Consider the following 15,295-nt stretch of genomic DNA (forward strand, 5'->3'; position numbering starts at 1 on the left):
TTTAATTCTTATATTTAGGCATATTTAGTTTTTCTACTGAATTAAACCGTGAAAATGAGATCAATCTTTCCAATCCTTTTTTTACTTCTTTTCATATCATGCAAATCCAGATCTTCTGAAGATGCATATCAAGGAAAACTTGATGAAGTTATTGTGGGTGAAATGAACTTTGAAAGAGACACCGAGTCGGGTTATTTATCTTTTCAGGAACCTGTTACTCATGAAGGAAAAGAGTTAATATATACCAAATGGAATGAGATAATAAGTTTCTTCGATCCAAAAACAGGAAGAAAAATTAGAACTTTTAGGATCCCAAAAGAAGGACCGCAAGGGATTAAAGGAGGGGCAGAAATCGCTAAAGTTTTTGATAATGGACTTATAGCGGTTACCAACTCCATTGGCATGACTAACTATTATCAAAACGAAAAGCTTGTTTATTCATTCAAAAGAGATATTGAATCCTATGAACCAAAAGGCTATCTATACTTTCCAGACAATAGGAATGCATTGCATCAAATTTCTGAAAACCAATTTGAGATCACCTTCAATCCATACAATTTTATGGGCTTTCGAGAAGGGAAGGATGGCTTAGATTTGGATTTTGTCTCTTGGGTTGGCTCCTACGATCAAGAGGGAAATTTACTTTGTAAGTCAAATTTTAAAGCTCCTTATGATGAATCCTTCAAAAATTCTTCTTTAGGAGGAAAACTTTTAAGGTTAGTAGATCAAGAGAAATCCTGGCTTATGTTCCCCTATTCAGATTCCTTGTATCAAATCAAAAACTGTGAAATTATTAATCGCTTAAAACTCGATTCAAAAACTTTAATCCAGTATTTCCCAGAAAAAATTGAAGGTAACTCAAGAAGCGCCAGATGGATTAGGCCTGAAAACGGCGCACTAAATACCCATCTTCTTTATGACATTAATTCAAATAACTATGTGAGAATGATCCATCTAAAGGAAAAAAGGAGCCAACCAGAAGTTACGGATGAACGGAAAAGGTTACTTATGGACGAAGTCACCTATTTATTGCTGGTATATGACCCGGACTGGAAGCTCAAAGCAGAGTTTGAAATAACTTATCCATCAGGAACACGGTTTGAGAATTTATTCTCCACTTCCCAGGGACTTTTCATCAACAAACCCGAGCAAAAGTCGGAAGATGAGTATGAGTTTTACAAAATCGATTTGAGTCAGTTTCGGAATTGACCTAATTGTTTCCCACAGATTCACACAGAAAAAGCCACAGATTTCTACGGATAGAAGTGTTCTAGAATTTCTGTGAAAATCTGCGTTTTTAATCTGTGCTTATCTGTGGGACAAAAACAAAAAAACGGCTAAGTCTCCCCAGCCGTTCGTTTGACCTTTGAGGTTTTCAAAAAACCTCGAAGGTCTAGATTGAAAATCTCTATCTGCATCGTTATTTTGGTTGTTAAAAATTTGCCTTTCAACAATTTATAAAAATTCATTTTTATGGCCGATCCCTTTTACCCGGAAAAATTTTTCCATGTTTACTCTAGAACAAACGGAGCAGAATTACTTTTTAGAACCGAGGAAAACTACACCTATTTCCTTCAGAAATATCAAGATCATTGCTCTCCCTATTTTTCAACCTTGGCCTACTGTTTACTACCCAATCATTTTCACTTTTTGATTCGAGTAGAAGAAAGTGCCGAACCAGAAGCTGCCTTAAGTGCTTTTTCAAACTTCTTGAATGGCTATGCTAAAGCATACAACAAGCTTTATGATCGACATGGTGCATTATTTCAACGGAAATTTAAAAGGAAACGAGTCGGTCAAGAAAGCTATTTATCCCAGGCTATAATTTATATTCATAAAAATCCTCAAAAACATGGTATTGTTAAGGACTATAAAAACTGGAAGTTTTCATCTTTAAATGCCTTGATCTCACGGAAACCTACGAACATTGAAAGGGATTTCGTCTTAGATTGGTTTGCAGGACTACAACATTTCAAAAAAGTCCATGAATTGGAACAGGCTGAGGACTTTCCTGAAGAACTGTCTTTAGAATAGAAAACTCTTGAACGACCATTGAGGTTTTCAAAAACCCCAAAGGTTAGGTTTAAAATAAAACCTTCGAGGTCTTGAAGACCTCAAAGGTTAAGTATACATCGCCCCATTCACATGGATTACCTGTCCGGAGATGTAAGTGCTCATATCTGAGCCTAGGAATACGCAGACATCGGCGATTTCTTCCGGCTTGCCTCCACGCTTCATCGGGATGGCATCTCTCCAGCCTTGCACGGTTTTTTCATCCAATACTTCCGTCATCTCAGTTTCGATAAATCCAGGAGCTACCGCGTTGCAGCGGATATTTCTGGAGCCCAATTCCAAGGCGACTGACTTGGTGAAGCCGATGATTCCGGCTTTGGAGGCTGCGTAATTGGCCTGACCGGCGTTTCCTTTGGCACCGACCACAGAGGTCATGTTGATGATCGAGCCGGACTTAGCTTTCATCATGGTGCGGGTAGCCGCTTTGACGGTGTTGAAGCAGGATTTAAGGTTGACGTTCATGATTTCATCCCAGGATTCCTCGGTCATCCGCATCAGTAGGTTGTCGCGGGTGATCCCTGCATTGTTTACCAAAATATCCAAGGCCCCGAAGTCAGCCACCACAGAATTGACAAGCTCATCAGCGGCTTTGAAGTCCGAAGCATCTGATCGATAGCCCTTGGCTGTTACCCCAAAAGCAGCCAATTCGGATTCGAGTGCCTGACCTTTTTCTACGCTGGATAGGTAAGTAAAAGCTACGTTAGCGCCTTCCTGCGCAAAACGGATGGCAATTGCCCGGCCGATCCCTTTAGAGGCACCGGTGACCAAGGCAGTTTTTCCTGAAAGTAATCCCATGAAGATCAAAATTAATTTTGGCCAAAATTAGAAAAAAAGCCCAGACTTTGGGTTTCTTACCTTCCCTCAGACTCCTTAAAAACTGAATCACAGCATTTTAAATGTCAATAATGAGGTTTTAAAATAGAAGACTTGGTCAACTTTTCTTTTGACCAAATTTTTCAAAAGAATTCCTTCTGAATTCATTCTCAGGCCGATCAGCTACGTATTCCCTCCTACAAAATGAGTTTTTTTCTGAACCCAAAAGGCCTATTTTTGCACAGTTTCATTTTGTAATCAAACCCATTTTAAATATGTCTTCGACAAAATTTGACTTGATCGTGCTGGGAAGCGGACCGGGAGGATACGTGGCGGCTATTCGCGCTTCTCAACTCGGATTGAAAACCGCCATCATTGAAGCTGAAGAGCTAGGCGGAATCTGCCTCAACTGGGGCTGTATCCCGACCAAAGCTTTGCTGAAAAGCGCCCAGGTCTTCGAATACATCAGCCATGCTTCCGACTACGGGATTTCTGTGAAAGACGCTAAAGCGGACTTTACCGGAATGGTGAAAAGAAGCCGAAACGTAGCCGATGGCATGAGCAAAGGCGTGCAGTTTTTGATGAAGAAAAACAAAATCGAGGTCATTGCAGGATGGGGGAAAGTTCAGCCTGGCAAAAAGGTTGAGGTAGCAGACAAAGACGGTAAAAAAACGGTCTATTCTGCTGACAACATTATTATCGCTACCGGAGCAAGAGCCCGTGAATTGCCTTCGATGAAAATCGACAATGAAAAAATAATCGGGTATCGCAAAGCGATGACCTTGGAAAACCAACCCAAGAAAATGGTGGTGGTAGGTTCCGGCGCCATCGGAGTTGAGTTTGCTTACTTCTACAATGCCATCGGCACAGAGGTGACGATCGTGGAATTTATGGATCGCATCGTACCCGTAGAGGATGAGGAAGTATCCAAAGCTTTGGAAAAAATCTACAAGAAAAGCGGGATCAAAATCATGACTTCCTCCGAAGTCACCGGAGTAGATACCAAAGGAAAAGGATGCAAAGTGACCGTAAAAACTGCCAAAGGCGAGGAAACTTTAGAATGTGATATCGTTCTTTCCGCTGCAGGGGTGGTTTCTAATTTGGAAAATATCGGCCTTGAAGATGTAGGGATTTTGGTAGACAAAGGCAAAATCCAAGTCAATGACTACTACCAGACCAATATGCCGGGCTACTATGCCATCGGAGACGTTGTCCCCGGACCAGCATTGGCGCACGTAGCTTCTGCAGAAGGAATCATCTGCGTGGAAAAGATCGCTGGACATCATCCGGAGCCTCTAGATTATAAAAACATCCCGGGATGTACCTATTGCTCTCCTGAGATCGCTTCTGTAGGCTACACCGAATCCAAAGCCAAAGAAGCAGGGTATGAGGTAAGAGTAGGTAAGTTTCCTTTCTCTGCCTCCGGAAAAGCTTCTGCAGCTGGTGCAAAAGATGGATTCGTGAAATTGGTTTTTGATAAAAAATACGGAGAGCTCCTAGGTGCTCACATGATCGGGGCCAATGTCACCGAGATGATCGCAGAGATCGTGGCTATCCGCAAATTGGAGACCACCGGGCACGAACTGATTAAGACCGTTCATCCTCACCCAACTATGTCTGAGGCCGTCATGGAGGCTGCTGCGGCGGCCTATGATGAGGTAATTCATCTTTAATCTCAATTATTTTGAAAATAAATGAGACACCGGGACCAAACATTTGGCCCGGTGTTTTACTTTTAGCAAACAGATATTCCTAAACGATCGACTTTTGCAGGAAGAAGAAATCATAGCTGGCCTTCGAGCTAGAGACCGTCACACTACAGAATACCTCTACGAGAAGTACTCACGTGCCCTTATGGGGGTAATCCTGAGAATCATCTCTGACCATGACATTGCTGAGGAGGTTTTTCATGATTCTTTTATCAAAATCACTCGGAAGATTGACTCCTATGAAGAGTCCAAAGGCCGTTTATATACATGGATGGCCAATATCTGTCGTAATTCTGCCATTGATAAACTTCGGTCCAAAGAAATTTCTCAAACCGGAAAAACCAATGCCATCGATGACTTCGTATTTGGAATCGAAAGTCAATCAGGCACCTTGGAACAAATAGAAGGCATTGGAGTGAGAGAGTTGATGAACCCCCTTACCTCAGATCAAAAATTCATCATTGAGTATATTTATTTCCAAGGATACACCCACTCGGAAATCTCGGAAGAATTTGATATCCCACTCGGCACGGTTAAATCCCGAGTCCGTGCAGCACTACAAGTATTGAAAAAGAATTTAGAACGAATCTAGCGTGAACATCCAAGAATACATCGAATCAGGCAAACTGGAACTCTTCCTACTCGGAGAGTTGACCGAGCGTGAGCGAGAGGAAGTGATCGCTATGGCCAAAGCCCATCCCAAAATCCAGCAAGAACTGGATGCTTTGGAGGAGGTGATGTTTGCCTTTGATGAACTGACCGGAAAAGCTCCATCAGCTCAAGTCAAAGAAAAGATCTTTGCTTCCCTAGAGGAAGAGTTTAAAAAGGAGAAAGCACCTAAAGGAGCCCCTTCGCCCATTTCTGCCCCTGTAGAAACCAAAGTGGTTAAGCTCAGCCCTTGGAAACCTTTTGCGGTTGCTGCTTCTTTGATAGCTATCCTTGCGAGTGCCGCGGCGATTTATTTCGCAGGAAAGTTTTATGAAACCGATCAGAAATTCACTGCACTCCTTCAGGATCAGCAGGTATTGGCCGATAATTTGAATCAAGTCAAACTCCAATATGAGGAAACCGACTCTCGATTAGACAGATTAGTTTCAGGAGATTTCCGAAGAGTGGAAATGAAAGGGGAAGCCCTTCCTATGCAAAAAGATGCCAAAGTGGATGTCTTTTGGGATCAAAAAGCTCAGGAGGTCTTCGTAGCTGTAAATAACTTGAATTCTCTTTCTGCAGAATTTGACTACCAACTTTGGGCGATCGGAAAAGATGGTCCTGTCGGAATCGGTCTAGTGAATCCGGGTGAAAAATTTACGCTTCAACAAATGCAAGCAGTAGCTGAGGCAGGAGCTTTTGCCATCACCATTGAGCCGAAGGGTGGGTCTCAGTCACCTACCCTAGAAAAGCTCGTGGTACTTGGTGAGGTGGCTTAACCTCACTCCATATTTTAATTGCTACAAGCCTGCTTTGCAAAGAGCAGGCTTTTTTCATGCCTTTTACCGAACTTACTTTTTCCAAAAGCACTTTCTAATTCTATGGAACTCCAACTCTCCACTCCTGCCCTGCTTTTTTCTGCGATAACGCTTCTGATGCTGGCTTTTACCAACCGATTTTTGGCGATTGCCACTCTGATTCGGGGACTGCATAAAAACTACCTCAAGGAACCCGATCAGGAAATTATTGTAGAGCAGATTCACAACCTTCGAAGAAGATTAACGCTTATCAAAAACATGCAGCTTTTTGGGGTATTCAGCTTTTTGATGTGTGTGATTTGTATGTTTTTGCTGTTTCAGGGATTTACTTCAGCCGCCAACTGGGTCTTTGTGGCGAGTATGATTTCTCTCTTGATTTCGCTGGGGATTTCTCTAGTCGAAATCCAGATTTCCACCAAAGCACTCAATCTGGAACTCTCCGACATGGAAGATATCTTCGAAAAGCGGAAAAGCAGTTTGGATGCCTTTTTCCGTTTGGATCAAAAAAAAGAATAAAAAGATCAGCTTAAAAAATCTGCCCAATACACCCCTGTTTGATGCAGTTTAGCTGTTAGAAAAAAAGATGGAAAAAATGGTTTAAAGAAAAGACGGTGACAATATAAATCCCCAACCAAATAACCAGTTTGAAGAAAGTTTTGAGTATCATATCCATCCGCTATCCTTTATCCATGCCCGAAAATAGGCCCACTATTCTGCCGAAATTCACCAAATGAGAATTTGCAGGGATTCCTTGAGAAAGCGAATCCGAATGGATAGAATCTGAAATCAGGCTTCTCTCAGTGCCTGGAGTAGCTGATCTTTTTTGCGGGTGGCCAAGGGCACTGTGGATCCGTCCTTGAGAAAAATGGTTCCCCCATCCCGCTTGTCCAAATGATCAAAATAGGCCAAATTGATCAAATGGGACTGATGGCATCGGAAAAACCCGGATTTCTCCAACAGCTCTGCAAACTCCTTAAGGGTCTTGGAAATCAGCAATTTTCTTCCGTCAGAGAGAAAAAACCGGGTGTAATTGTCCTCTGACTGGCATCTAAGTATATCCTCGACCTGTACCCGATAGACGCTGTCGGCATCAGAAAGCACCAACTGCCTTACTTTTTCCTCTTTTTGAGCATTCATCGCTTCTTCTACCTGAAAGTCCTCGATGGGCTTTTGGTTTTTGGCTTTGGCCACTGCCTCCACCAAATCATCCGGATCTACTGGCTTGAGTAGGTAGTCTATCGCAGCCACCCGAAAGGCCCGGATGGCATACCCTTCATGCCCGGTCACAAAAATAACCCGGAAGGATCGGTCCTTGACCAGATTCAGCAGATCAAACCCTGTCCCGTCAGCCATTTCGATATCCAAAAACACAAGTTCAGGCTTGTATTTTTTCAGACATTCCAAACCAGACTTCACACCGTCTGCCTCTGCAATGACCTCCACTTCGGGAGCAAATTCCTTAAGAAGCAATTTGAGATTTTCCCGGATATGGGATTGATCATCTATGATAGTGGCTTTCATTTTCCAATCAATTAGCTAGGTAAGGAACCAAAATCTGAACTTCTGTTCCCTGCTCATTTCGCTCGGAACGATCCAGAAGGCTAAGCTGAATCCGGTTTTTCAGCTTTTTGTTGTAGTTGTCCATCCGCTCCCTGATGATGGAAGTGGCTAGGGAGCGATGGCTTTCTTTTGCTTGGAAAGCAGAAAGGATTCCCACGCCATTGTCTTTGACAATAATCTCCACATACTCCCCGGCAAGGCTAAACTCCACTTCAATTTTCCCTCCAGACTCCTTCAATCCGTGCTGAATGGCATTTTCCAAAAAGGGCTGGACAAACATTGGCGGAATGGAAATTTTATCCGGATCCAAATCTCCCCTGCATTCGATCGAATAGACAAATTCCTTCTGCAAGAGAATCTTTTGGATCTCCAGGTAATTTTCCAGCATGCGGATTTCCTCCTCGAGTAGGATGTATTCCTCTCGGGAGTTTTCCAATACTTGGCGCATCAGCTTGGAAAACTTCCCCAAATACCGGGAAGCCAATGCCCCCTCGGATTTAAGCATAAAGTTTTGGATGGAAGAAAGAGCGTTGAAGATAAAGTGGGGATTGAGTTGGGAGCGGAGAAAGCGCTGTTCCAACTCAGCCATTTGGGCTTCGGATTTGAGCTTTTTCCGTTGGTAATAGCTATATCCCAAACCAGCGATAAGAAGTACTCCTATACCGCCAAACCAAAGCAATTGATTTTTCTGGGTCAGTTCCAGGCTTTGAATTTCATTTTGTTGGGAAAGGGCTAGGATTTCCGATTCTTTCTTTTCCGATTCATACCTCACCTTAAGTTCTTCCAGGGTTTGGGCTTTTTCGAGGGAAAAAATACTGTCCTTGGCCTGCTGCCATTTTCGGAAAGAATCCAAGGCCAAGGCTAGTTTTCCGCTTTTCTCCTGCACTCGGGACAAACCTATGTATCCATCCTGAATCAAAGGCAAGGCCTGAATCTCCTCGGCTATTTTTATCCCCCGCTGATAGTAAGCTTCCGATTCCCTGAGTTGATTTTGCCCGGCATACACATCCGCCAAACCCAAGAGGATGGTGGCGATATTCCTCGTGTATTGTCCCTCTTCGGCGATTTCTAAGCCCATGAGGTATTCTTCTTTCGAGCGGTCTAAGTTTCCGAGAGAAAAATAAACCGAGCCCAGATTGCTTTTGGCCATCATAATGCCTACCTCTATTCCTCCTTCTTTACTGACCTCTTCCACCCGGCCAAAAGCCCAAAGTGCACTGTCATAAACCTGAAGCTTGTCGTAGGCAGATCCTAGGTTATTATACAAAATAGCCTGACTCTGAAGCATTTTTTCCTTTTCAGCCAGGAGAATTGCATTTTTATACACGGAGATCGCCTTACGGGTATCGCCTGTCCGATTGTAAATGATTCCTAAATTATTGTAGACCGCCAATAGATTTTTGCCAAAACCTCCAGCATTCAAATACACTCGCTCGGCTTCAAGCACAAATGGAAGCGCTTTTTCCAAATCCCCCACCTGCAGGTAATAGGCTCCGATGGAGTTATTGGCCAAGCCTATCCCTAATGGATACTTGATCCGGGTCGAAATCTCCAAGGCTTGTTCTGCAAAGTACTTTCCTCCCTGCTCTTCCATAAAGGTACTTGCCTCGCAGAGTTCAATCAAGAGAGCTACACGAACTGTATCCTCCAGGTCACCTTTCTGAAGCACCTGCTTGAGGCTATCCATCCGCGCTACCTGGGATAGCACAGGACAAAAGTTCAAGGCAAAAAGGATCATTGACAGGAAAAGGCTCCTTGGATTCGTACTATTCAAAAGAATCAGGGGATTTCAGGGTGAATTGTGCCTTGAAATTGGAGAAAAACGGGCAATTCTAAAAGCCAAAATCCCACTTTTGCGAAAGCTGCTGGGATAATTCCTATGCACCATTTGAAAAAATCAATTTTTATTATCCCCCGCTTTCCTTCTATTTAGCAGAAAATAAAAGTACCTCATGAAATCTACCCGATATTTGCTCTTGTTCTTCCTGATTTTCACCTTTTCACTGGCATGCAAAAGGCCTCAATCCACCGAAGAGCTTGTTTCGGCTGAAACCACCTCCCATAGCATCCGGCTTTTTGATCTGGAGGAGACCCTGGACTTTTATTCCTGGACAGCAGACCGAATCCCTATGGTCTCGGCCCATCGGGGTGGACCGTATCCAGGCTTCCCGGAAAATGCAATCGAGACCTTTGACAATATCCTAAACTATACCCCCGCGATCATCGAATTGGATGTGGCTATGACCCTGGACTCCGTGTTGGTATTGATGCATGATGACGATTTGGAACGAACGACCAACGGAAACGGTAAAGTCAACGAAGTCACTTTTGATTATATCCAAAGTCTCTATTTGGAAGATAACGAGGGAAATCTGACCGAATTTAAGGTCCCAACCTTAAAAGAGGCCCTGCTTTGGTCCAAGGGCAAAGCCCTGCTGACGGTGGATATCAAGCGTAGTGTGCCCTTTGAAAAAGTAATTGAAGAGGTAAGAGAAACAGAAAGTGAAGCTTATGCGGCATTGATTTCCTACACCTTTCCCGCTGCCAAAAAGCTAAACTCACTAGCTCCTGAATTGATGCTTTCGGTGACTATCCGAAACGAGAAAGAGATTAAGCGACTGGAAGAAACAGGAATTCCCTGGAATCGAGTGATTGCCTTTACCGGATTGGCAGAGCGCAATCCGGAGTTCAACAAAGCGCTCCATGACCGGGGAGTATTTGCCATTTTGGGCGTCCTCGGCAACCTGGACCAAAGTGCTGAAACCAGAGGAGATCAATTGTATGCCAGTTTTATCCAAAATGGAGCTGACATCCTGGCAACCGACAGACCTATTGAAGCGGCGGCAGCCATTCAGTCCCTTGTCCCAAAAAACAGTTCAAAAGCAAAGTATTTCGCCCGATGATTATTGATTTAAGAAGCGACACCGTGACCCGGCCTACTCCGGGGATGAAAGAAGCCATGTTTTCTGCCCCTGTGGGCGATGACGTGTTTGGAGAAGATCCGACTGTCAATGCTTTGGAGGAAAAAGCAGCCCAACTCTTCGGAATGGAGGCGGCGCTTTTCTGTCCTTCCGGCACCATGACCAATCAGATCGCAATTCGCCTTCATACGGGACCGCAGAGGGAAGTCATCTGCCATCAATATTCCCACATTTACCTCTATGAAGGTGGGGGAATCATGGCCAATTCCTTGGCATCGGTAAAGCTTTTGACCGGAGATTTGGGAAAAATCACTGCATCCCAAGTCGCAGAATCCATCAATCCGGACGATGTCCATGCACCAGAGACAACCCTGGTTTCTCTGGAAAACACGATGAACAAAGGCGGGGGAAGCATCTATACCTTGGATGAAATCAAGCCAATTCATGCACTTTGCAAGGAAAAAGGGATCAAGCTTCATTTGGATGGAGCCAGATTGTTCAACGCTTTGGTAGAAACCGGCGAAAGCCCTGCCGATTGGGGAGCACATTTTGATACGATCTCGATTTGTCTGAGCAAAGGTTTGGGTTGCCCGATCGGGTCAGTTCTTCTCGGATCAAAAGCTGACATCAAGCGAGCCCGAAAAGTTCGAAAAGTATTTGGAGGAGGCATGCGCCAGGCGGGATTTCTGGCAGCAGCGGGCATTTATGCCTTGGATAATCAGGTGGAGCGACTAAAAGAAGATCACGCTAGAGCCCGAGCTTTGGGTGAAATGCTAAACAAGCTGCCTGTGGTGTCGGAGATTTTCCCGGTTGCCACCAACATCGTCATCGCCCGATTGGAAGGAATTACTCCGGAGGAATTCATGAAAAAGCTGGCGGGGCAGAACATCAAGTCGGTTAAGTTTGGCAAAGACTTGGTTCGCTTCGTGACCCATTTGGATTTTGGGGATGAGCATTTGGAGGAGTTTGGGAAGAGGATTGGGGAAATTTAAGATCCAAGATTCTAGACACTAGACATTAGATTTATCTTATATTTTCTCCATGCTTGAGTCTAGCTTCTAATTTCTATTGTCTTGATTCTAAAAAAATGAACCCCACTCCCCTAGCCGAACGCATGCGCCCAACCCGATTAGAAGACCTGATCGGACAGGAGCATTTGTCTGCACCTTCTTCCTTTTTGTATAAGGCCATCAAGTCAGGAAATGTGCCTTCACTCATTCTTTGGGGACCTCCGGGTGTGGGCAAAACGACTATTGCCAATATCATCGCCAATGAAATCAAAGCACCTTTTTATACGCTGAGTGCTATTAGTTCAGGAGTGAAGGACATTCGGGAAGTCATTGACAAGGCCAAATTTCAGCGGGGCACGGTCTTATTTATTGACGAAATTCACCGATTTAACAAATCCCAACAGGACGCGCTTTTGGGCGCTGTGGAAAAAGGAATCATCCGACTCATCGGCGCCACCACAGAAAATCCTTCCTTCGAAATCAATTCGGCTTTGCTTTCCCGCTGTCAGGTATTTACGCTGAATCCTTTGGGTAAAGCCGAAATGGAAGCGATGATGAAGCAGGCGTTAGAAAAAGATCCAGACCTTAAAAAAATCCAAGTGGAGCTTCAGGAAACTGATGCGCTTCTTCGGATTTCGGGTGGAGATGGACGAAAACTCCTCAATCTGCTGGAAATCGTCATCGATGGGATTAACGAAAATCCCTGCCTGATCACAGATGAAAAAGTGATGCAGATCGCCCAGCAAAAGGTCGCCCTTTACGACAAATCCGGGGAGCAGCACTACGATATCATTTCAGCCTTTATCAAATCGATCCGTGGGTCAGACCCCAATGCGTCAGTGTACTGGCTGGCTCGGATGATCGAGGGTGGAGAAGATGTCAAATTCATCGCCCGCAGGTTGGTGATTTTGGCATCGGAAGACGTCGGCAATGCCAATCCCAATGCCTTGCTTTTGGCGACCAATTGCTTTGAAGCAGTGAAAATCATCGGCTATCCAGAGGCCCGGATTATCCTTTCGCAGTGCGTGACTTACTTGGCGAGTTCGCCGAAAAGCAACGCCGCTTACCTTGCCATCAACCAAGCCCAAGCCTTGGTCAAGGAAACTGGAAATCTTTCCGTCCCACTGCATCTCCGCAATGCTCCTACGAAGCTGATGAAGGATTTGAACTATGGCAAAGCCTACAAGTATTCTCATGATTTTCCGGGCAATTTTGTAGAACAGGAGTTTTTGCCCGATGAAATCAAAGGCACCAAACTCTACGAACCCGGAGAAAATGCCCGAGAGAATGAGTTGAGGAAGTATTTATCCGGGAAGTGGAAGGGGAAGTATGGGTACTGACTAGCTGGAAGAGCGGAGACAGGAGACCGAAGGTTCAAAAAAACAAATCATAATAGTCAAAAATCTGCGAAAATCTGTGTCTTTTTCTGTGTCAATCTGTGGGAAACAAAAAAGCCTTGAATTTCTCCAAGGCTTGATGTGGAAGTTGAGGGATTCGAACCCCCGACCCTCTGCTTGTAAGGCAGATGCTCTGAACCAGCTGAGCTAAACTTCCGAAGTATTTTCAGTTAATATTGAAATGTGGAAGTTGAGGGATTCGAACCCCCGACCCTCTGCTTGTAAGGCAGATGCTCTGAACCAGCTGAGCTAAACTTCCTAATTCCTTTCCTTTCGAAAGGGAATGCAAAGGTAATTCGATAAATCTTTCTTCCAATAGGACTTGTTTACTTTTTCCATCAATCATTCTCAATTCATTGAAAATGAGATGAAAAAAGTATTACTAAAAAGCCACTTACTCCAAATTCACCATAAATCCTGCTCTGAACCATCTTCCCGGCATCTGTACGGTACCCGCTTCGATGTAATCTTCATTAGTGATATTGGAGGCTTCTGCAAAGAAGCCCAGCTTACCCAATCGATTGTAATCCACCCGCATATCCAGGAGGAAATAGGGATCCAAAGACATCCGCTCCACATAGCGCATTTTGGTATTCCATTCTACCTTTTCTCCAAAACCAACTAGCACCCCTGTGATGACCTGATTCCTTAATGCGGTCAAAGCATAGCGGGATTCAAGCCCTTCTTGTCCGGAAAAGTCAGCGTCGATGAAGTTGTAGGAAAGCATAAACTCCCGGACCTGAATCGGTCTTCCATTGGAATTGATGGCATAGTGAACAGAGGCCTCCACCCCGTTGAAAGTGACTTCATTGAGATTTCTAGGCTGCCATGGGTCTTGGTCGGATGATCGCGTCCACTCGATCAGATTTTCAGAATATCGGTTGAAATAAACCAATTCGCCTCTCCAGCCCGATCGATTCCATTTTCCTCCCACTTCAAAACTCCTCGCCTGCTCAGGGACCAAGTCAGCATTTCCGATATTGGTTGGACCGACGTAATACAAATCGGTATAAGTGGGAATCCTATAGCTGGACCCAATCCCACTATAAAACCTAAGGCTTTTGGAGGCTTGAAATCCTAATTCAGCTCCCGGAAAATGCTTCCAGCCATATTCCGAATAGTAGTTGGAGTAAAGTCCCGCTCTCAGGTCTGTCTTGGACCCCAACTGAACCAACTGCTCCAAGAAAAGGCCGGAAAGGGTCCGATCATGGTTTCCCAGATTGGTACTCTCGATTTGCTCTTTTCTTACCTCTACTCCAAATCCAGTCGTGCCCAACTTGCTCTGATAGCTTCCGTTGGCTTCCAGGGCGAATACATCCGAGGTATGGAAATTCTGGAAAAACTCCGGTTCATTTCTTCTCAAGCGATACTCGTCCTCATTTCTTCTCCAATAGGCTCGGGTATTGAGGTAAAATCTGTCTTTTTGAAAGGTATGTGCCAATGAGGCCAAAGTCGTCTGAATGCTTTCCCATTGATCAGGAAAAGCAGAAGTATAGAATCCATTAGCACCAAAAGTCCGGTCGGTATAGGCAATCATCCCCCGGATTTCATTGGCCTCATCAAGCTGAGCCCCTCCTTCGTAGAAAATATTGCTGACTTTATAATCCGAATTGTACTGATGCCCATCCGATTCATCGTAGGAGACAGCCAGATTTTGACGGTATTTTCCCGCTGGAAGAGAACCTGCAAAATTCACTCCTCTCATCCCAAAATCCCCTCCATAGCCTTGGATTCTCAGATTTCTTTCTTCGCTCAGTCGGGTGATCACATTGACTGCCCCTGCAAAAGCATTTTGTCCAAAAATCCTCGAGGCCGGCCCCTTTAGCACCTCTACCCGGTCAATATTGACCAAAGGAACCGGAATATTCATCATGTGATGACCGGTCTGGGGATCGGTGAGTTTGATTCCGTTGAGCAGCATGAGCGTCTGCTCAAATGACCCTCCACGAATCCCGATGTCCGCCTGAACTCCCGAAACTCCCCGCTGACGTACATCTACACCAGGCACAAATGTCAAGACCTCCTGAAGGGAACGTGCAGGAGTGGTTTCAATCTGGTTTTTACCCACGACGCTGATGTTTCGGCTTTGCTTGGAAAAAGGAATCTGAATCCGGTTTTCCTGAATCAGGACTTCTTCCAGATTTTGGGAGGTCGTATCGCTCTGGGAAAAAACGGGCACAGCAAACCCGGCAAGTAAAATCAGAACTAGTGCTTTTTTCATTGAGGTAGTTGGTATTCTCAGACAAAGGTAAAGCAGGACTTTTTCCAAATCCAACCCCTGAAGATTCTAAAAATTGGTTAAGAGGGGATATTTCGAAAAGAAAAAGTTTTTAGTCAGGCAAGGTT

General features: G+C 44.5%; 13 protein-coding genes and 2 tRNA genes. 9 read left to right on the forward strand and 6 right to left on the reverse strand.

Features of this window, described 5'->3' with window-relative positions:
- Positions 1-54 precede the first annotated feature (54 nt).
- On the forward strand, positions 55-1,209 hold the full coding sequence (locus AAA943_RS15095) for a hypothetical protein (RefSeq protein ID WP_338225098.1): 1,155 nt from the start codon (positions 55-57) through the stop codon (positions 1,207-1,209).
- 264 nt (positions 1,210-1,473) lie between these two features.
- On the forward strand, positions 1,474-2,034 hold the full coding sequence (locus AAA943_RS15100; protein ID WP_338225099.1) for a transposase: 561 nt from the start codon (positions 1,474-1,476) through the stop codon (positions 2,032-2,034).
- A gap of 87 nt (positions 2,035-2,121) precedes the next feature.
- Here the strand turns inward: AAA943_RS15100 and fabG are convergent, their stop codons facing one another.
- Positions 2,122-2,868 (reverse strand): 3-oxoacyl-[acyl-carrier-protein] reductase, encoded by a 747-nt coding sequence (gene fabG, locus AAA943_RS15105; protein WP_338225100.1) that lies wholly within the window; start codon positions 2,866-2,868, stop codon positions 2,122-2,124.
- A gap of 293 nt (positions 2,869-3,161) precedes the next feature.
- Between fabG and lpdA the strand changes: the two genes are divergently transcribed.
- From lpdA to AAA943_RS15125, 4 genes are all read left to right on the forward strand, one after another.
- The gene (lpdA, locus tag AAA943_RS15110) at positions 3,162-4,559 is read left to right on the forward strand and encodes a dihydrolipoyl dehydrogenase (RefSeq protein ID WP_338225101.1); all 1,398 of its coding nucleotides are present in this window, start codon (positions 3,162-3,164) and stop codon (positions 4,557-4,559) included.
- A 94-nt stretch (positions 4,560-4,653) separates the two neighbouring features.
- Positions 4,654-5,187, forward strand: coding sequence for an RNA polymerase sigma factor (locus AAA943_RS15115; RefSeq protein WP_338225102.1), 534 nt, complete (start codon positions 4,654-4,656; stop codon positions 5,185-5,187).
- Position 5,188: 1 nt separating this feature from the next.
- Positions 5,189-6,022 (forward strand): anti-sigma factor, encoded by an 834-nt coding sequence (locus AAA943_RS15120; protein WP_338225103.1) that lies wholly within the window; start codon positions 5,189-5,191, stop codon positions 6,020-6,022.
- Between the two features lie 102 nt (positions 6,023-6,124).
- Positions 6,125-6,577 carry a DUF2721 domain-containing protein gene (locus AAA943_RS15125; protein WP_338225104.1) on the forward strand — a complete coding sequence of 151 codons (453 nt, stop codon included), beginning with the start codon at positions 6,125-6,127 and terminating at the stop codon, positions 6,575-6,577.
- A gap of 270 nt (positions 6,578-6,847) precedes the next feature.
- On the opposite strand, the gene AAA943_RS15130 is transcribed toward AAA943_RS15125, so the two are convergent.
- On the reverse strand, positions 6,848-7,582 hold the full coding sequence (locus AAA943_RS15130; RefSeq protein WP_338225105.1) for a LytR/AlgR family response regulator transcription factor: 735 nt from the start codon (positions 7,580-7,582) through the stop codon (positions 6,848-6,850).
- A gap of 7 nt (positions 7,583-7,589) precedes the next feature.
- Complete coding sequence (locus AAA943_RS15135) at positions 7,590-9,329, reverse strand: tetratricopeptide repeat-containing sensor histidine kinase (RefSeq protein WP_338225106.1); 1,740 nt, start codon at positions 9,327-9,329, stop codon at positions 7,590-7,592.
- Between the two features lie 244 nt (positions 9,330-9,573).
- Here AAA943_RS15135 and AAA943_RS15140 point away from each other — a divergent pair, with 244 nt between their 5' ends.
- The 3 genes from AAA943_RS15140 to AAA943_RS15150 all read left to right on the forward strand — a co-directional run bounded on the left by AAA943_RS15140 (position 9,574) and on the right by AAA943_RS15150 (position 12,892).
- Complete coding sequence (locus tag AAA943_RS15140) at positions 9,574-10,524, forward strand: glycerophosphodiester phosphodiesterase family protein (RefSeq protein WP_338225107.1); 951 nt, start codon at positions 9,574-9,576, stop codon at positions 10,522-10,524.
- Positions 10,521-11,534, forward strand: a complete 1,014-nt coding sequence (locus tag AAA943_RS15145) for a threonine aldolase family protein (protein WP_338225108.1) — start codon at positions 10,521-10,523, stop codon at positions 11,532-11,534. The genes AAA943_RS15140 and AAA943_RS15145 overlap by 4 nt, the downstream gene beginning before the upstream one ends.
- Positions 11,535-11,629: 95 nt before the next feature.
- A complete protein-coding gene (locus AAA943_RS15150) occupies positions 11,630-12,892 on the forward strand; it encodes a replication-associated recombination protein A (protein ID WP_338225109.1) in 1,263 nt (420 codons plus the stop codon).
- 139 nt (positions 12,893-13,031) lie between these two features.
- Here the strand turns inward: AAA943_RS15150 and AAA943_RS15155 are convergent.
- From AAA943_RS15155 to AAA943_RS15165, 3 genes are all read right to left on the reverse strand, one after another.
- Positions 13,032-13,106 (reverse strand) — tRNA-Val (locus AAA943_RS15155).
- 27 nt (positions 13,107-13,133) lie between these two features.
- Positions 13,134-13,208: transfer RNA gene (locus tag AAA943_RS15160), tRNA-Val, on the reverse strand.
- A gap of 135 nt (positions 13,209-13,343) precedes the next feature.
- Positions 13,344-15,170, reverse strand: coding sequence for a TonB-dependent receptor plug domain-containing protein (locus tag AAA943_RS15165; protein ID WP_338225110.1), 1,827 nt, complete (start codon positions 15,168-15,170; stop codon positions 13,344-13,346).
- Positions 15,171-15,295 lie beyond the last annotated feature (125 nt).

Origin of the sequence: Algoriphagus confluentis (genome assembly GCF_036245625.1) — a bacterium.
In the GTDB taxonomy this organism is placed as follows: domain Bacteria; phylum Bacteroidota; class Bacteroidia; order Cytophagales; family Cyclobacteriaceae; genus Algoriphagus; species Algoriphagus confluentis.